General features: G+C 62.0%; 20 protein-coding genes. 12 read left to right on the top strand and 8 right to left on the bottom strand.

The genetic code is table 11. The features are described 5' to 3' along the window. Positions 1-44: 44 nt before the first annotated feature. Together EN859_RS15070 and EN859_RS15065 are read right to left on the bottom strand one after the other, a co-directional pair. Positions 45-827, bottom strand: a complete 783-nt coding sequence (locus EN859_RS15070; RefSeq protein ID WP_127853686.1) for a formyl transferase — start codon at positions 825-827, stop codon at positions 45-47. 96 nt (positions 828-923) lie between these two features. Beyond that, entirely contained in the window at positions 924-1499 is a 576-nt protein-coding gene (locus tag EN859_RS15065; RefSeq protein ID WP_127853685.1) for a DUF4893 domain-containing protein, read from the bottom strand. 124 nt (positions 1500-1623) lie between these two features. Here EN859_RS15065 and EN859_RS15060 point away from each other — a divergent pair, with 124 nt between their 5' ends. After that, on the top strand, positions 1624-2550 hold the full coding sequence (locus tag EN859_RS15060; RefSeq protein ID WP_127853684.1) for an NAD(P)-dependent oxidoreductase: 927 nt from the start codon (positions 1624-1626) through the stop codon (positions 2548-2550). Between the two features lie 6 nt (positions 2551-2556). Here the strand turns inward: EN859_RS15060 and EN859_RS15055 are convergent, their stop codons facing one another. Then, entirely contained in the window at positions 2557-3186 is a 630-nt protein-coding gene (locus EN859_RS15055; RefSeq protein ID WP_127853683.1) for a DUF1638 domain-containing protein, read from the bottom strand. Between the two features lie 60 nt (positions 3187-3246). On the opposite strand from EN859_RS15055, the gene EN859_RS15050 reads away from it, so the two are divergent. Then, a complete protein-coding gene (locus EN859_RS15050) occupies positions 3247-3387 on the top strand; it encodes an entericidin A/B family lipoprotein (RefSeq protein ID WP_127853682.1) in 141 nt (46 codons plus the stop codon). Between the two features lie 237 nt (positions 3388-3624). Then, on the top strand, positions 3625-3939 hold the full coding sequence (locus EN859_RS38110; protein ID WP_189501976.1) for a hypothetical protein: 315 nt from the start codon (positions 3625-3627) through the stop codon (positions 3937-3939). A 238-nt stretch (positions 3940-4177) separates the two neighbouring features. Here EN859_RS38110 and EN859_RS15040 read toward each other — a convergent pair whose 3' ends face one another. Continuing rightward, positions 4178-4876, bottom strand: coding sequence for a B12-binding domain-containing protein (locus EN859_RS15040; RefSeq protein WP_127853681.1), 699 nt, complete (start codon positions 4874-4876; stop codon positions 4178-4180). A 290-nt stretch (positions 4877-5166) separates the two neighbouring features. On the opposite strand from EN859_RS15040, the gene EN859_RS15035 reads away from it, so the two are divergent. Together EN859_RS15035 and EN859_RS15030 are read left to right on the top strand one after the other, a co-directional pair. Further along, a complete protein-coding gene (locus tag EN859_RS15035; protein WP_127853680.1) occupies positions 5167-6741 on the top strand; it encodes a trimethylamine methyltransferase family protein in 1575 nt (524 codons plus the stop codon). 107 nt (positions 6742-6848) lie between these two features. Continuing rightward, positions 6849-7523 (top strand): 4Fe-4S dicluster domain-containing protein, encoded by a 675-nt coding sequence (locus EN859_RS15030; protein ID WP_245525582.1) that lies wholly within the window; start codon positions 6849-6851, stop codon positions 7521-7523. A 66-nt stretch (positions 7524-7589) separates the two neighbouring features. On the opposite strand, the gene EN859_RS15025 is transcribed toward EN859_RS15030, so the two are convergent. After that, positions 7590-7874 (bottom strand): hypothetical protein, encoded by a 285-nt coding sequence (locus EN859_RS15025; RefSeq protein WP_127853678.1) that lies wholly within the window; start codon positions 7872-7874, stop codon positions 7590-7592. A 152-nt stretch (positions 7875-8026) separates the two neighbouring features. On the opposite strand from EN859_RS15025, the gene EN859_RS15020 reads away from it, so the two are divergent. From EN859_RS15020 to EN859_RS39260, 5 genes are all read left to right on the top strand, one after another. Then, complete coding sequence (locus EN859_RS15020) at positions 8027-8758, top strand: dienelactone hydrolase family protein (protein ID WP_127853677.1); 732 nt, start codon at positions 8027-8029, stop codon at positions 8756-8758. Positions 8759-8842: 84 nt separating this feature from the next. Continuing rightward, positions 8843-9406, top strand: a complete 564-nt coding sequence (locus tag EN859_RS15015; RefSeq protein ID WP_127853676.1) for an RNA polymerase sigma factor — start codon at positions 8843-8845, stop codon at positions 9404-9406. Positions 9407-9408: 2 nt separating this feature from the next. Further along, the gene (locus tag EN859_RS15010) at positions 9409-11514 is read left to right on the top strand and encodes a VWA domain-containing protein (RefSeq protein ID WP_127853675.1); all 2106 of its coding nucleotides are present in this window, start codon (positions 9409-9411) and stop codon (positions 11512-11514) included. Positions 11515-11685: 171 nt separating this feature from the next. Beyond that, positions 11686-11892: a hypothetical protein gene (locus EN859_RS38105; protein WP_189501996.1), complete on the top strand. Its 207-nt coding sequence runs from the start codon at positions 11686-11688 to the stop codon at positions 11890-11892. Between the two features lie 25 nt (positions 11893-11917). Further along, positions 11918-12073 carry a hypothetical protein gene (locus tag EN859_RS39260; RefSeq protein WP_245525581.1) on the top strand — a complete coding sequence of 52 codons (156 nt, stop codon included), beginning with the start codon at positions 11918-11920 and terminating at the stop codon, positions 12071-12073. Positions 12074-12087: 14 nt separating this feature from the next. On the opposite strand, the gene bmt is transcribed toward EN859_RS39260, so the two are convergent. Together bmt and EN859_RS14995 are read right to left on the bottom strand one after the other, a co-directional pair. Continuing rightward, a complete protein-coding gene (gene bmt, locus EN859_RS15000) occupies positions 12088-13104 on the bottom strand; it encodes a betaine--homocysteine S-methyltransferase (RefSeq protein ID WP_127853674.1) in 1017 nt (338 codons plus the stop codon). A gap of 90 nt (positions 13105-13194) precedes the next feature. Further along, on the bottom strand, positions 13195-14037 hold the full coding sequence (locus EN859_RS14995) for a helix-turn-helix transcriptional regulator (protein WP_127853673.1): 843 nt from the start codon (positions 14035-14037) through the stop codon (positions 13195-13197). A gap of 228 nt (positions 14038-14265) precedes the next feature. Between EN859_RS14995 and EN859_RS14990 the strand changes: the two genes are divergently transcribed. Further along, positions 14266-15276 (top strand): fatty acid desaturase, encoded by a 1011-nt coding sequence (locus EN859_RS14990; RefSeq protein ID WP_189501994.1) that lies wholly within the window; start codon positions 14266-14268, stop codon positions 15274-15276. An 84-nt stretch (positions 15277-15360) separates the two neighbouring features. Beyond that, entirely contained in the window at positions 15361-16161 is an 801-nt protein-coding gene (locus EN859_RS14985) for a PhnD/SsuA/transferrin family substrate-binding protein (protein WP_127853672.1), read from the top strand. 1 nt (position 16162) lies between these two features. Here EN859_RS14985 and EN859_RS14980 read toward each other — a convergent pair whose 3' ends face one another. After that, positions 16163-17482, bottom strand: coding sequence for a Xaa-Pro peptidase family protein (locus tag EN859_RS14980; protein WP_127853790.1), 1320 nt, complete (start codon positions 17480-17482; stop codon positions 16163-16165). Positions 17483-17511 lie beyond the last annotated feature (29 nt).

Here is a 17511-nt window from a genome sequence, read left to right as displayed (position 1 = left end):
CAAAAATCTTAGCGCCGAGGCTCTGCCCGGTAAACCGGTGCGTGTTACCAGACACCGCCCTTTACGCCGGTCCAGAGATAGGACCAGATCGTCGGGTGGTACCATTGCTTCGACGGCAGGCCGCGATCCGATGTGGCAAGCTTGCCAGCCAGCGCATCGCAGACCGCCTCGACGCAGATTTCGCGCGAGAACGCCGCTTGCCGCAGCGCATAGCTTGAAATGGTGTCGCCCGGTTTTGGCCTGCCGCGTGCCTGCCGCAGCACACCACCGGTATCGACGCCAGCATCGACCAGGTGCACCGTCGTGCCGAAATTTTCCGCGTCGCCCAAGGCGAGCGCCCAGTAACCGCCATTCATGCCGCGATATTTCGGTGCGATGCCGGCATGATAATTGAGGACCGGGCATGGGATTTTCGCCAGAGTCTGCCTCGACAGCAGGCGGCAACCGGCGAGCAGTACGACGCCGGGCTGAATGGCCTCGATCGCCTGCAGGCATTCCGGCGCATTGGCTGAGACAATACGTATGATCTTTTGCCCGGGCTTAGGCTCGGTCTGCAGCTTCTCCTCGGCAATCAAGCGGGCTGCGTGCCCGGCGAAAAAACGCTTGCCGAGCCGCGTCAGCATCATCGTACCAAGTTGTCCAACGGCCGGGATCCAGCCCAGGCGACGGGCACGCCCGAGCAGCAATTGTTTTTTGGATTCAGGGCTTTCGAGGATAACGCTGACAGAGCCTAGCTGGTCGTCGATGGCGTTGACGATGGCCCAGATGTGCGGACCGCCCTCGGTGACGACGACGATCGGCCGCGAGTTTGTTTTCGACGGTTCCATGGTTCGTGACGTGCCGCCCGCAAAGACGTGCTCTATGCAGGCCAGATGCTAGGGTGACCGGGTTAATCCTTGGTGATCGGGACCAGGCATGCGGGATCAGCGCTTGAATTCGAGGATGTCGAGCTTCGATTCGTAGTAGGGCGCTGGAAACTCGACGCGCCATTCGCTGGCGCCGTTGCGGAAGGCATAGCCGACCTGGTCGCTTTCCGGGCCGCTGCCATAGGGTTTTGCGGGATCGTTGTTGACATAGAAGGAGCCGAGATAGATCGCGCGCTTTTCGCCATCGTCGAAGAAGCGGCCCTTGGTTCGTTGCGAGCCGCTGACCTTTTCCAGCATCCAACCGGAACCGTCGTCGCTCACCTTGCATTTGAACCAGCCATAGATGACGAGCGGACTGAGCCCACCGGCCTTGATGGTGCGGCACTGCCAGTTGCCGGTCAGGTCCTTGTCGGAAAACGACACCAGCGGCTTTGCCAGCAATGCGTCGAGTTGCTTCACCTCGATCGGATCGCCCGCTTTCGCTTCATCAAGGGCTGCCTTGCGCGTGTCGCCATATTTGTCGAGCCGCGCCTTGTCGGCGGCGGTGATCAGTTTCTGCACCTCGCCGTCGGCGAGCGCGGGGAGGGTGCAGCAGAGAATACTGGCCGCAGCAATCAATAGGCGAGCGATCATCGGTGTGTTTCCTGGTCGATGGCTGGAGCAGCCTGCTTTTCCGTCTGGCGCATAACTTACCCGTTCGCGGCAGTCTGTCATCCGTGCTTAACAGCGCCACAGGTCAAAAATAGAGTTTTCACCGATGCGGATTTTGCTCACAGGATCGTCGGGTTGGCTGGGCGGCGCCTTGGGGCCGCGCCTGCGGGCTCTCGGCCATCAGGTCACTGGCCTCGATCCTGTCCCGTCTGCGGAAACGCGAATCGTCGGTTCGGTCGCCGATCGCGACCTGGTCATGCAGGCTGTCAGGGATAACCGCATCGAGGCCATTATCCACAGCGGCGCACTGCACAAGCCCGATATCGAGCATTACCACAACGAGGATTTCGTCGAGACCAATGTAAGCGGCACACTCAACCTTCTCGACGCGGCGGTGGCGTCCGGCGTTCGCCGCTTCGTCTTCACATCGACCACTTCGCTGATGATTTCCCAAGCCATACGTGCCGGCTTCACGGGCGGTGCGCGCAAGGCGGTATGGCTGACGGAAAACATGTCGCCTGAGCCGCGCAACATCTACGGCGCCACCAAGCTTTCGGCCGAGCACCTCTGCCGGCTCTATCATATCCAGCATGGCTTGCCGGCCATCGTGCTGCGCACGGCCCGGTTCTTTCCCGAGGCCGACGACATGGCGCATGCGATCGAGCAGTCGGAGGCCAACACCAAGGCCAACGAGCTGCTTTTCCGCCGGCTGACGGTGGAAGACGCTGCCGAGGCTCATATCGCCGCCCTGGAAAAGGCGCCGCAACTCGGCTTCGACACTTTCATCGTCTCGGCGCCGACGCCGTTCCAGCGCGACGATTGCGAGGCATTGATTGCCGACGCACCGTCCGTTGTTGAGCGCTATTTCCCCCAATTTCCGGTACTCTACGCGCGAAAGGGCTGGACGATGTTTTCCTCGATCGACAGGGTCTATGACGCATCACGGGCAAGGGACAGGCTGGGGTTCGTCTGCAAGATGAGCTTTGCCGATGTGCTCGCAGCGCTCGCGGCAGAAGAGGGATTGCCTGGTTGAACTGTGTCAGGCGTGTGCGGCGGCGCTGGCCAGTTCCGTCGTTAGATCGCCATAGCCGGTCGAGCGGCGTTCGTAAGTGAGGCCCAACATCTTCGCAGCCTTCTCGGCAACCTTGTCGAGTTCCGGATCGTCTGTCTGGGCAATATAGACCAGCTTCTGGTAGTTGCCGAAATAGTCCTTGATCAGCTCCGGATGCTTGTCGAGGCCGAGTGGCTTCATGAAGAAGGCGTCGAACTGGCGGCACAGGAAGTCGGTCATGTAGAACGACATCATGTCGTTGTCGGCGAGTTTCTCATAGGCTTCCAGGCCCTGGTAGAAGGCAAAGCAGTGCGGCCCGGTCATGCGCTCGACGCCATGCTTTTCGCAGACGCGGTCGAGCATGCCACCGGTGCCGCAATCGGCATAGCCGACGAAGATGTGCTTATAGCCGCCCGCTTTGGCCTTTTCGATCGCCTTGTCCATGGCCGGCGCGATGCGGTCAGGATAGAAATGGAGCTCCGCCGGCAGGCAGGTCAGGGCGAGATGGTCAAGCGCCAGCTGCTCCTTGACGGCCAGAACCTCGCGCGCAATCATCCCACAGGCAATGACCAGAAGCCTGTCGCCTTGATCGGGTTGCTGTTTTCGCGCGACGCTCATGGAACCTGTTTAACCGATTTTCGTTGCTGTCTGGCGAATTTTGTGAGGGAGGCACCATTCATGAAATTGTTGCGCATTGTATCGATCGCCATTCTTGCTTGCGCTTTGGCTCTTTCGGCCTGCGCAAACACGGTCCGCGGCGTTGGTAAGGATCTCAAATCCACTGCCAAGGCGGTCGACGACACGGTCAAGAAACCCTGATCCGCACCTCACTGTTCCCACATCTGGGAATGAAAAAGCCGCGCTGCAAGGCGCGGCTTCGTTTGTTGTCCAGCCGTCTGAAGCGCGGACGCTGCGTCGGCGCGCCCGTCTTTACGCGGTGCGGTCTGTAGCACCCGAGCGACCGCCGGCCGGACTAAGGGGCAAGGGGCGGTTGTGTTCAACGACCGCTCCCTGCGAATCTCCTACAAGTCAGCGATCGGTATCGGAGAAGCCCGAATGGCCGGGGACGCCGTCGCCACCGCCGTTGCCGAATCCGTTATTGGCGTGTTTGCCGCCGCCGCCACCGCCGCCACCTTCATCGCCGCCACCACCTTCATCGCCGCCGCCACCTTCGTCGCCGCCGCCACCTTCGTCGCCGCCACCACCTTCATCGCCGCCGCCACCTTCGTCGCCGCCGCCACCTTCATCGCCGGTGCCGCCTTCGTCGCCGCCACCGCCTTCATCGCCGGTGCCGCCGGTACCTTCGTCGGCTTTGGCAATCTCAATTGCGAACGGGCTGGCAGCTGCGGTAATCAATGCAGTTGCCATTGAAAGGGTAAGAATGCGTCTCAACTTGTCCATGATTTCCTCCCGCTATGTCTGAAAGAATAGCGAAGGAAACATAGCGAAACCGCCTTCTGGGCTACAGGATTGATTGCCGGAGGTGCAGAAAGGGTTTTCCTGACAAGCCGTGCACACGCCTAGGATGCAGCCAACACCGTTCCTGCCGAACGTGCTGCACCTATAAGCGCGGGAAAACCTCAGCCTAATTCATTGATTTGGCCGCAAATTAGGCCGATGCGCGGACGTTGTGCTTGCGCTTCATGAAATCCTTGGCTGTCTCGACCGCCACCGCCGCGTCGCGGCAATAGGCGTCGGCGCCGACAGCCTTGCCGAATTCCTCGTTGAGCGGTGCGCCGCCGACCAGCACGACATAGTCGTCGCGAATGCCCTTTTCCTTCATCGTATCGATGACGACCTTCATATAGGGCATGGTCGTCGTCAGCAGTGCCGACATGCCGACGATGTCCGGCTGGTGCTTTTCGATGGCGTCGAGGTATTTTTCGACCGCATTGTTGATGCCGAGGTCGATGACGTCAAAGCCGGCACCCTCCATCATCATGCCGACGAGGTTCTTGCCGATGTCGTGGATGTCGCCCTTGACGGTGCCGATCACCATCTTGCCCTGCTTTGGCGCGCCGGTGGCAACGAGCAGCGGACGCAGGATGAACATGCCGGCCTTCATGGCGTTGGCGGACAAGAGCACTTCGGGAACAAACAGGATACCGTCGCGAAAGTCCTCGCCGACGATGCGCATGCCCTCGACCAGCGCCTCGGTCAAAACCTTGTAGGGCGGCCAGCCGCGCTCAAGAAGGATGTTGGTGCCTTCCTCGATTTCCTCCTTCAGCCCGTCATAAAGGTCGTCGTGCATCTGCTGCACCAACTCGTCGTCGGAAAGCTCGGAAAGGATGATCTCGTCGTCGGCCATTTTTTCTCGGGCTCCTCGCCGCGTGGAACAATCACGGCAGCTCAAAATTATTGCGTCAATACCTAACCCGCGGGGGCCGCTTATCCATAGCTGATTTGCGACTTCCCGCAAAAGGAAAGCGACCGCAAATCTATTGGAATTCTTGTCGATTTTGCGACAGGCGTTGGCGCTGGCGGGCCGTTTCGAATAGGGTGCATGGCTACGATCCGGCCAGAAGCTGCGATATGCGGCCGTAACAGATTTCCGGCCAGAACAGTTTCGGGCCAGAACAGTTTCAGGGAAGAACGACCATGAGCCAGAACGCGCCAGTCGACCAGGAAGCGTCAAATGCGCGACGCGGGCGTGCTGCCAGCGGCGGAGCGGCTGCCCGCCGCGCTGCGCGCTCGGGTGGCGGCCCCGGCACCCAGCTCACCTACATCAAGCGCAAGATCAGCGTTTATGAGGTGCTGGACGAGGAAGGACTGGCGCTGATCGAGAAGAACACCGATACAGTGCTCGAGGAGATCGGCATCATCTTCCGAGACGATGCCGAGGCACTGCAGCTCTGGAAAGACGCCGGCGCCGACGTCAAGGGCGAGCGCGTGCACTTTCCGAAGGGCCTGTGCCGGTCGCTGCTGAAGACCGCGCCGGCCATCTACACTCAGCATGCCCGCAACGCCGAACGCTCGGTGCAGATCGGTGGCAATGCCACCGTCTTTGCACCGGTCTACGGGCCGCCCTTCGTGCGCGACCTCGACGGTGTCAGGCGCTATGCGACGCTCGAGGATTTCCAGAATTTCGTGAAGCTTGCCTATATGGCGCCGTCGATCCACCATTCGGGTGGTACGGTGTGCGAACCGGTCGACGTACCGGTCAACAAGCGCCACCTCGATATGGTCTACAGCCACATCAAATATTCGGACAAGCCGTTCATGGGGTCGGTGACAGCGCCGGAGCGGGCGGAAGACACTGTGGCGATGGCCAAGATCGTTTTCGGCGACGATTTCGTCGAGAACAACACGGTGCTGACCAGCCTGATCAACGCCAACTCGCCGATGGTGTTCGACGAGACGATGCTGGGCGCGCTGAAGGTCTATTCGCGCCACAACCAGGCCTGCATCGTCACGCCGTTCATCCTCGCCGGGGCGATGAGCCCGGTGACGGTCGCCGGCACGCTGACGCAGGTTCTGGCCGAGGTGCTGGCCGGAGCGTCGTTCACGCAGCTGATCCGGCCGGGCGCGCCGGTGCTGTTCGGCACCTTCGCCTCGTCGATCTCGATGCAGTCGGGCGCGCCGACTTTCGGCACGCCGGAGCCGTCGCTGGTCTCCTACGGTGCGGCGCAGCTTGCCCGTCGGCTCGGGCTGCCGTTCCGCACCGGCGGCTCGCTCTGCGCTTCGAAGATCCCGGATGCACAAGCGGCATATGAGAGCGCCAACACGCTGAATTCGACGATCCTTGCCGGCACCAATTTCGTGCTGCACTCAGCCGGCTGGCTCGAGGGCGGGCTCGCCTCCTGTTACGAAAAGTTTATGATGGACATCGATCAGCTCGGCATGACGCAGAAGTTTTCCGAAGGTGTCGACCTGTCCGAAAACGGTCAGGCGATGGACGCCATCCGCCAGGTCGGTCCCGGCAGCCACTATCTCGGCTGTGACCACACCCAGGCCAATTTCCAGACCGCCTTCTACCGTTCCAACATCGCCGACAACAATTCCTACGAGCAGTGGCTGGCTGAAGGCGAAAAGACCGCGCCGCAGCGCGCCAACGAGCTCGCCCGGCGCTGGCTGGAAAGCTACGAGGCTCCGCATCTCGATCAGGGTATCGACGATGCTCTGAAGGACTTCATTGCCAGGAAGAAGGGGTCGATGCCCGACGCCTTCACGTGAAAGGAGCCCGAGTCCGGCGGGGCTAAAGTCGCCAACATCATCCACAAGGAAGTCTGGCGGAGCGCCTTCTCCGACCCGGACCAGAAGGGATGATTGTTGCGCGTAGCATGATCGAAAACATCGCCGCAGCGCTGACGTATGACGGCCTCATCCTTCGCGGCGGCTTTACTTTTGCCGATGGCGAAGACGCACCGTTTGGTCTCTCCGGCGCTGCCGCCAAATCTGTCCTGCTAGTAGGCCAGGCGGGTGCCGCGCCATGGCCGCATTTCCTGCGCTGGCGGGAGAAGCAATCACGGACCGTCGCCAATCCGCTCGACACGTGGTCGCGCCGGGCGATCGGCGCGGTGGCAGAGAAATTCGGCGCACATGCGGTGTCGCCCTCCGACAGGCCGTATCTGCCGTTCCAGCAATGGGCGATGCGGGCGGAGGGGCTAAAGCCGTCGCCGCTCGGCATCCTCACGCATCCGCAATACGGGCTCTGGCATGCCTATCGCGGCGCCTTGTTGTTCGAGGAGGAGATTGCGATCCCGGAACCTGATGCAGCGGTTCACCTCTGCGATACATGCGCCGAAAAACCCTGCATGAAATCCTGTCCGGTCGATGCCTATTCCGAGCAGGGCTTTGCCCATGAAGCCTGTCTCGGACATGTGCGCGGACCGAAGGGTGCGCCCTGCCGGACAGGTGGCTGCCTTGATCGCAATGCCTGTCCTTATGGCACGGCCTATCGCTATCCGGCCGATGTGCAGGCTTTTCATATGGCGGCTTTCGCGCACCAGTACTGAGGCGATCTCTTCCAACTCAGGCGACCAGGCAAGGCCGGCTGCGGGCAAGAGGGCGATTGCTCCAACTCAGGATTTTCGGCCGAAGGCGAGCCCTGCCGCATGGAAGAGACCCATCAGCAGGACCCCGATCGCACCCGAGATCAGTGAGGCGATGGGGTACTGTCCGAAGTTACTCCCATACGCAAAGAGAGATGCCACCACAAAGCTCGCCCAGCCGGCGATCAGATTGGGAACAGCGGAGTTGCCGAAGACGCAAGGGTAAGAGCCCCTGGTAATTCCGTTCACGAAATGTGGGACGCCATTGGCGCCAAATACACCGGCGAAAAAAGCAAGGAAGGTCGTCAGCCACATGTGAGCTCCGTCCCCGGCCAATTGAAGCGCGCTGTTCGGTCCGGACCAAGATAGCCCGAGAGGTACGCATTTGTGAACGTGAGGGCCCATCATCGACTTGCCCAACCGTCCGTCACGGATATGTATCGCACGACAATCGAACGGAGAGGGCCATGGCGAAACAGAATATTGAAATCACGACCGAGGACGGCACGGCCAAAGCGGGATTGTTCCGCTCGGCTTCGTCATCCAGGGCCGGCGTTGTCCTCTATATGGACGTCTTCGGTCCGCGTCCGGCGCTCGACCAGATGGCGGAGCGTTTCGCGGAGCAGGGCTATGCGGTACTGGTACCGGACCTTTTCTACCGCAACGCGCCCTACGGCCCGTTCGAGCCCAGAACTGCATTCAGCGAGGAGAAGAGCAAGGCCGCGCTCTCGGCGCTGGCCGGCAGCACGACACAAGACATGACCATTCGCGACAGCGGTCCCTTCCTTGACGCGCTCGCTGCGGAAGGTGTCATCGGGCCGCTCGGCGTCGTCGGCTATTGCATGGGCGGGGCGCGGGCGATGAATGCCGCGGCGGCCTACCCCGACCGCATCAGCGTTGCGGCCAGCTTCCATGGCGGCAATCTGGCGAGCGATGCCGCCGACAGCCCGCACCGGAAGGCGGCGTCGATCAAGGGACGCGTCTATGTCGGCGTTGCCGGGACCGATCGAAGCTTTCCACCAGAGCAATCGGCGCGGCTGGCTGAAGCGCTCAGGGTGGCTGAGGTCGACCATATTATCGAGAACTATGCCGGCATGGCGCATGGCTGGTGCGTGCCGGATCATAGCGCCTTCGATGCGGCTGGTGCCGAGCGCCATTTGAAGCGGCTGACGACGTTGTTCGCGGAGACGTTGGGTTAGGGCTCATGTTGGCCAAGTGACCGCCAGCCAAATTTTCTTTCCATCGCCCCAAGGAATCGCCATTAGCCTTCGTCCAACAGGCAAATGAAGGCGATGATGCTGAACGAAAGCGAAGCCTCCGACGCCGAACTGATCGGGCGGGCGAAGGGCGGAGACAGGGGGGCTTTCGGCAAATTGCTCGAAAGGCACTACGGCTTCGTCTATCGCGCCGCCTATCGCTGGTGCGGAAAAAAGGCCGACGCCGAGGATATCGCCCAGGAAGTCTGCGTCCGGCTTGGCCGGTCGATCCGTGGCTATCATGGCAGCGGCGCCTTCACGACCTGGCTCTACACCATGACGTTGAATGCGGCGCGCGACATGATGCGCAAGACCGCCCGCGAGACGGTCAAGACTGAAGCCTACGGCGCCTACGCGCTGATTTCGGGGGAGGCATCGGCCGAGCCCGAAGACCCGGCCGAGGCGCTTTGGGTGGCAGTGAGGATGCTGCCGGACAAGCAGCGCGACGCGGTGCTGCTGGTCTATGGCGAAGGGCTGAGCCATGCGACCGCCGCCGAAGCGATGGCGCTCTCGGAGGCGACGGTTTCCTGGCACATCCATGAAGCGAAGAAACGGTTGAAGACGCTCATGCTTTCAGCCGGGGAAGTGTGACCATGGTTAGCGACAACGAACTCAGAAAGCTGCGCGACATCGCAGCACCGGCGCCGGACGCAGAGGCGAAGGCTCTTGCCTTCGAGGCCGCCATGCGCGCCTACGACATGGAAGAAAAAACTCATATTGCCGCCCAAGGATCGGCGAGCGGGCTTCGTCTCACAGAGCGAGCACAAAGGCTCTGGAGCGAGATCATGCAAAAGAAACTCATCGCCACGCCGGCCATTGCTGGGCTCATCGCCCTGCCGATCGCCGGATACGCCACCTTCTACATGTTGGCGGAACAACCGTCCCAGGTCGGCGGGGAGGAGAAGATCACCGAGACGCTGGCCGACAAGCCGGCAATGATGAAGCCGCTCGTGCTGCAGGAGGCAGACAAGCAGAAGAAGGTCGATGCCGACACAGGAAATCGCGATGCGGCCGAGGCGCTTGCTGCGCCTGCGTCGCCACCGAAATCCGAGTCGACCGTGGCCGGCGGCCTGTCACAGAACGGGCTGAGCCCAAATGCCCCTGAGCCGGCGCCCAGTGGCGAGTTTGCGCTGAGTGGCGGCGCAAGCACTGCGGCCCCCGCAGTCAACGATGCCGCGCGGACTGGCCGCATGCCCCGCGCGGCCGCTGGTTCCAAGCTGATGGTGCAGCAACCTGCCGCCGCGCCCGCTGACCAAATGCTGCCGCAAGAGGCAAACCGCGACCGCGTCGAGGATTTCAAGACCAATCCGGTGCATGCCGCACTCGAAGATCCGGTCTCGACCTTCTCGATCGACGTCGACACGGCCTCCTACTCCTTCGTGCGGCGCTCGCTGAAGGAAGGTTTTATCCCGCAGGCCGACACGGTCCGCGTCGAGGAGATGATCAATTACTTCCCATATGACTGGAAGGGGCCGGACTCTGCCTCGACGCCGTTCAACTCGACAGTCAGCATCATGCCGACGCCGTGGAACGAGCGCACCAAGCTGATGCATGTCGCCATCAAGGGCTTCGAGGTCAAGCCGGTCGAGCAGCCCAAGGCCAATCTGGTCTTCCTGATCGACGTATCGGGCTCGATGAACGAGCAGGACAAGCTGCCGCTGTTGCAATCGGCCTTCCGGCTTCTGGTCAACAGACTGAAGCCCGACGACACCGTCTCGATCGTCACCTATGCGGGCGATGCCGGCACTGTGCTGATGCCAACCAAGGTTTCCGAGAAGGACAAGATCCTCGCGGCCATCGACAGACTGCAGCCGGGCGGCAGCACGGCGGGCGAGGCGGGTATCCGGGAAGCCTACAAGCTTGCCCAGCAATCCTTCGTCAAGGACGGGGTCAACCGCGTGATGCTCGCCACGGACGGCGACTTCAACGTCGGCCAGACCGACGACGACGATCTCAAGCGGTTGATCGAAAAGGAGCGCAGGACCGGCGTCTTCCTGTCGGTGTTCGGCTTCGGTCGCGGCAACCTGAACGATCAGATGATGCAGGCCATCGCCCAGAATGGCAACGGCACCGCAGCCTATATCGACACGCTCGCCGAGGCCGAAAAGGTGCTGGTCGAGGATGCGTCCTCGACGCTGTTAACCATCGCTAAGGACGTGAAGATCCAGGTCGAGTTCAACCCCAACAAGGTCTCGGAATACCGCCTGATCGGCTATGAAACCCGCGCCTTGAACCGCGAGGATTTCAACAATGACCGCGTCGATGCGGGCGATATCGGCTCCGGCCATTCGGTGACGGCGATCTATGAGATCACGCCGAAGGGCAGCGGTGGGCAGATCGATCCGTTGCGCTATGGCCAGGCGTCGGTGAACAATGGCGGCGTCGCCAATGCGGACGAATATGCCTTCGTCAAGATCCGCTACAAGCTGCCTGATGAGGACACCTCGAAGCTGATCACCACGCCGGTGACAGCTGCCAACGAGGTATCGTCCTTCGACCAGGCCGGCACCGACCAGCGTTTCTCCGTCGCTGTCGCGGCCTTCGGCCAGAAGCTGCGCGACGAGGATGCGACTGCCAAGTTCGGCTACGACAAGATCATGGAGATTGCCACTGCCGCCCGAGGAGCCGACCCGTTTGGGTATAGGTCCGAGTTCCTTTCGCTTGTGCGTCTTGCCTCGGCGCTTGGCGGTAACCGGTAATCGCCCAGTAGCGGCAATGACGGCCGATTCCTTCAGATGAGATCGTTCTGACACGGGGACTGGCCCACGGGCGGGTGAGGCAGACCGGCGAGGGAAACCTTGCCGGCCTTTTCTACAGCGCCGCGTCTCCCTTTGGACGCGCAACGGACGCGGTAGCACTTTGATTATGCGATGCGCTGGATCGTTAAATTGTTCGGCTTTTCGGGAACATCATCGCAATTCCCTCTTGTTACACAACAGCTCATCATTTGGCTTGAGGGGGCCGAAATTGCAGATACGGAACATTGCGAACCCAATACCGACGGCAAGGGACGTGCACGCATCCGCACCGACGGCTTCGCAAGAGCCCTCGCCGGAATCCAGGCGCATCAAGGATGACGTCGATGCGGCACGTCATACCGCGATGTCGGCCCTGAACAACGATCGCTTCCGCGTCATGCTCGAGCAGATAACCGATCCGCGCGCGTCAGGTGCGTTGATGACGATGGGCGGCGACGCGAGCGGCGCCGCCACGGACCTTAAGACGGCGCAATCCCGCTACACTGAAAACAGCGAATAGCCAGAGGTATCGCTTCAGGCGCGGCTGCGCCGGCGCTCGCGGCGGGCTTCGCTGGTCTCGGCGACGTTGGCCGTCGCCTGCTTGTTGCGCATCGGGCCGATACGTTCGATGATTGTTTCGACGGTCGGGCGATCCGACCTGGTGTGGGTGTCGAGCGCCTTGCGCATGGCGGCAAGGTGGGCAAACGAGGTGCCGCAGCAGCCGCCGACGATCTTTGCGCCGGCATCGACGGCGAGCCGCACGTAGTCGGCCATCAGCTCGGGCGTGCCGGAATAGTGGATCTCGGCGCCGCGAAATTCCGGGATGCCGCAATTGCCCTTGACGATCACCGTCGCCTCCGGCTTCGCGTCGGTCATATCGAGCAGCGAGGCGAGGATGTCGGACGCGCCGACACCGCAATTGGCGCCGACACCGAGCGGCCTCTGCGAAAGCCCATCGACGACGCCGTGGATATCCTTCGGCAACAGCCCCATCATGGTACGGCCGGCCGTGTCGAAGGAGCCGGTATAGGTGTAGGGCAGGCCGACGCGGATTGCCGCCTCGGCGGCGGCGCGGATTTCGTCCGGCGCCGACATGGTCTCGATCCAGGCGACTTCGGCGCCGCCGGCCTTGAGGCCCTCGATCTGCTCGGCAAAGGCATCGACGGCCTCGTCATAGCTCATGGCGCCGAGCGGCACCAGCAACTCGCCCGTCGGTCCGACCGAGCCAGCCACGATGACCTTGCGGCCGGCGCTGTCGGCGACGGCACGGGCGATCTCGGCGGCACGCTTGTTCAGTGCATGCACGCGATCCTGTGCGTGATGCAGCTTCAGCCGGTGGCGGGTGCCGCCGAAGGAATTGGTGAGGATGATGTCGGCGCCGGCATCGACGAAGTTCTGGTGCAGGCGGGTGACGGTGTCGGGCGCGGTCTCGTTCAACAGCTCGGGAGCCTCGCCGGCCTCGAGCCCCATGGCGAACAGATTGGTGCCGGTGGCACCATCGGCCAGTAGAACGCCCTTTTCGGCAAGCAGCGCCTCGATCGGATTGGTCATGGTGAAATACGCCTTCCGGGAATTCCCTATCGAGATAACGATATAAAGAACTCTTTATATGACGTCAATGTCGATGGGCATGGCCAGGCATCAAAATCGCATTTCGGCCAGCCTTTGCGTGAAGGCGGCTGACTCATGCGCGTTGATATCGGCGGCACGGATCAGATTGTCGAAATGGCGAGTGAGGGTCTGAACCGGCTGGGTTGCGTTCAGGACCAGATACATGTCGCCGACATAAATCGCGGCGCGATAGGGACCGAAGATGGTATAGGGGATCGAATAGCGCATCCGTCCGTCGTAGAGGAACAGGCGGAAGGTGGGATAGAGGTCGTCGAGCAGCGTCGCCATGTGCAGAAGCTGCTGGTGGCGGTCGGCCTCCGGGAAACGATCCCATATGCCCAGGCCGCGCGCGAAGATCTCCAGCGTGTGGCGCGGCATGCAGACTTCCATGTCGGTTTCCGGCCGCCGGTTGTAGTCGATGCGATATTGCGTTTCGCCGGCCTGCGCCTCGCGGCTCTTGTTGGCGATGCCGGCTTCGTAATCGACAAGCGCTTCGGTGCGCAGAAGATCGGGAATGCCGGCCGGCACGTAACGGATTTTCGTGCCTACTGCCTCCGCGTGCCATCTGGCCAGCAAGGTGCGATCGAAGCCGTCGGGCGCTTCCTCGATCTCCAGGCTCTCGCGGATCTCGCCGGTGACGCCTTCATCCTGGCTGAGGCCAAGCAGCCAGTCGAGCGACACTTTGAATTCAGCGGCGATGTTGAGCAGCGTTTCGGCGCGGGGAAGGCGGGTCGAGGCGCCCGACAGAAGCTGCGAAAGGGCGGAGCGATCGATGCCCACCGCTGTCGCGAAGGCCGATTGGTTCAGGTCGGACCGTGTCAGGAGCATCTTCAGACGCTCCCGAAAGATCGTCGACAGGTCGCGCTTGTCCATGGCTTCTGCTCCACCAACGGAGGAAAATTTTGCGCCAAGGGCACCAAGATCGCACCTCAGACGTAAATGAATCCGTACAACTGCTTACAATAGATAACATATGCAGCTGAAAATGCGCAATCGCAACAGTTTGTGCGCTTTGTCGCGTTGCGGCAACTCAACACTCCTGACACAATATTGTCAGGAATCAAAGGATTCCGGCGACTGGAAGGGGCAGTGGTCGATCGCATGACAAGCATGGCTAATAAACGACGCAACGCACCGGCAATCGAATGGCCGACCGTGCTTCTCGCACTCTTCTGCTACGGCATCTGGCTTGCCGTTGGTTTCCTGCTCTGGCCGTCTCACCCGCTGCTGGCGCTTGCCGTCCTGGGCCTGATCGCCGCACTGCAATCCTCACTGATGCACGAAGTCCTGCATGGCCATCCGACCCGCAACGCGCTGGTCAACGAAGCCTTCGTCTTCCTCCCAATCGGCCTCGTCTGGCCATTTCGCCGCTTCAAGACGATTCATCTGCGGCATCATGCCGATGAACGGCTGACCGATCCGCTTGACGACCCCGAAAGCTATTATCAGGCGCTGTGGCGGCATGAAGAGCTGCCGCCGACGATGAAATTCCTGCTGAAGATCAACAACACCATGCTCGGCCGCCTGGTGCTCGGCCCTTGGCTCTCCTGCACCGGCTTCTTCATTGACGACGCCAGGCAGATAGCCGCCGGCGACAAGGCGATCCGCCAGGCATGGCTGCTGCACGGCATAGGCCTCGCCGTGGTGCTGCCGGTCGTCCAGTTCGGCTTCGGCATCCCCCTGTGGCTGTATTTCCTGGTGCCGGTGTGGATCGGGCAGTCGCTGATCTCGATCCGCACCTTCGCCGAGCATCAATGGTCGGAACATCCGGAGGGCCGCACGGTAATCGTCGAGCGTTCGCCACTGGCCTTGCTGTTCCTCAACAACAATCTGCACTTCGTTCATCACAAGAGCCCGACGGTGGCTTGGTACCGGCTGCCGAAGCTGTTTCGCGAGCGCCGTGACGAATGGCTGCGAATGAACAATGGCTACACCTATCCGAACTACCTTGCGCTGCTCAAGGCTTACGCCTTCAAGGCGAAGGAACCGGTCGTCCACCCGGTGCTCAGGCGCGCACCGGAGCCCGGCCGGGCATTCAAGCCGCGTGTCAGGGCCCGCAGCGTCAATGGGCTTGGCAGCGCGCCGGTTCCCGCCGAGCCGCCAAAGGAATGACTTTGCGGCATCGCCGGCGGCGATGCCCAGGTGCGAGCACCAATGATCTCGTCATTCTCTCAGCGTTACGATCAAAGTCACGGCATGAGCGATTTCGTTGCCGCCTTGCCGATGTACGACTGGCCCGAAATGCGGAGCGAGGTCGATGCCCAATGGGCACGGCTGCGTGATGGCTTCCGGCAAAGAGGCATCGACGCGCCACAGACCATCGCTCGCGCCAATGGCGATCTGCGGCCCGTGGAAGGCGGCATCCGCGACGCCGCCGGAAAGGTCATCGCGCCCGATCCGGCGACGCTGCCGCCGGACGAACTGGATTTTCACGGGCTCTGGCTGCATCCGGCGCTGCTCTTCGCACAGACCTGCTGGGGTCCGATGGAAACCGGCCTGTCGGAGCATGTCCAGGTGATCGGACAGCCGAATTACGATGCATTCGAGGGCGGGCAAGGCGAACTCTATTCGAGCGCCATCGTGATGCGAGCGGGCTGTGCGTCGTCCGTTCGATCGCCTGATGATGGCCGCCCTGTCGTCCCGCTCGACCTATTGCGTGGCAAGCGCTTCACTTTCAACAACCCGGATTCGATGTCGGGCTTCATCGGGCTGACGCGCGACCTGGAGGCGATGGGCGAAAGCCTGGACATCTTTGCAGCGCGCAGCGAAAGCGGCGGGCACCGTGCCTCGATCGTGGCGATTACCGAGGACAGGGCCGATGTCGCGGCGATCGACTGCGAGAGCTGGGTCTTGGCGCAGCGCTTCGAGCCTGCGGCGCGGAAGGTGGCGGTCGTCGGCTGGACGGGACGGCGCAAAGGCCTGCCGTTCATCACCGCCAGGAATACGCCGGAAAGGATCGTCACCGCGTTGCGTGAAGCCATCGCGGCGCTGAGATAGGTCACTCGCCCAGCAGCCGCTCGTCGAGCGGATAGGTCGAAAGCTTTTCATGGCCGGTCTCGGTAATCAGGATCTGCTCTTCGATCTTGACGCCCTCGCGCCCGCCGAGCTGGCCGATATAGCTCTCGGCGCACAGCACCATGCCTGATACAAGCACACCGTCAGGCGTGTCATCCGTCCAGTCGCTGGCATGCGGCAGCGTCGGATATTCGTCGGCCAGCCCGACGCCGTGATAGAGCACGCCGTAGCGCGTCGGAAAACAATCTCCGGGCGGCACCGCCGAGCGTTCGACAAGGTCGCGGAAGGATATTCCCGGCCGAATCAGGCTGGTGTTGTGGGCGATCTGGTCGGCGGCAATGCGGAACAAGTCGCGCTGCTCGCTGGAGGGCTTCGTGTCGCCGCAAAGCCAGGTGCGCGACAGGTCGGCGCAGAAGCCGTAAGGGCCGATCAGGTCGGTGTCGAAAGCGACGAGGTCGCCGGCTTCGATGATGCGCGACGAGCATTCCTGGAACCATGGATTGGTGCGTGGACCCGACGACAGCAGCCGTGTTTCGATCCATTCGCCGCCGCGCGCGATGTTGCCGCGATGCAATTCGGCCCACAGTTCGTTTTCGGAAATGCCTGATATCAACGCCTGCTCCATCTCGCCCATCGCCGCCTCGCAGGCGACGATCGCCCGGCGCATGGCGAGGATCTCGTCCGGCGATTTGATCAGCCGCGCGTTCTCCATCACCGCCTCGCCATTGCCGATGGTCACGCCGAGGCGAGCGAGTTCCATGACCCCTTCAGGGTCGATGTGGTCGACGGCGATGCGGCTGATACCGCCGCCATGTTCCGTCACCAGATCGGCGATTCCGGCCGCCCAGCGGCGGACCCTATTTCCGGTCAGTTCGCCGCCATAGAGATAGATCCACGATACCGCCGGGCGCACCTCGTCGACGACGCCGGAATGATCGGAAAGGTGCTCGCAGGAGAAGTAATCGAACAGCACCACCGGACCCTCGGTGGCGACGAAGCAGTGGCGGGTCGGATTATGCGCCACCCAGGGCTGCATGTTGGTGGTGTCAGTCGCATAGCGGATGTTGACCGGATCGTAGAGCAGGGCTCCGGCATAGTCGCGGCGCTTCAGCTCGGCGCGGATGCGGTCGAGCCGGTACCTGCGCATGGCAGGGAGATCTGGAGTGGCGATACCCGCAGCTTGCCATTCGGCTTCCGCCAGCGCGCCGTAGCCTAGCACATGCTGGTTGAGTTCGGCGGCCTTCTGGCGCGACTTCAGGCGCAGCGTATCGATTGCGCTGGTTTCGCCCGGCTCGAACGGCATGATTTTGCGGTGACGACCGAACCGTCGCT

Origin of the sequence: Mesorhizobium sp. M00.F.Ca.ET.216.01.1.1 (assembly GCF_004010325.2) — a bacterium.
In the GTDB taxonomy this organism is placed as follows: Bacteria; Pseudomonadota; Alphaproteobacteria; order Rhizobiales; family Rhizobiaceae; genus Mesorhizobium.
Note: the sequence above shows the minus strand (reverse complement) of the source record. Positions and strands in the feature narration are given on the sequence as shown.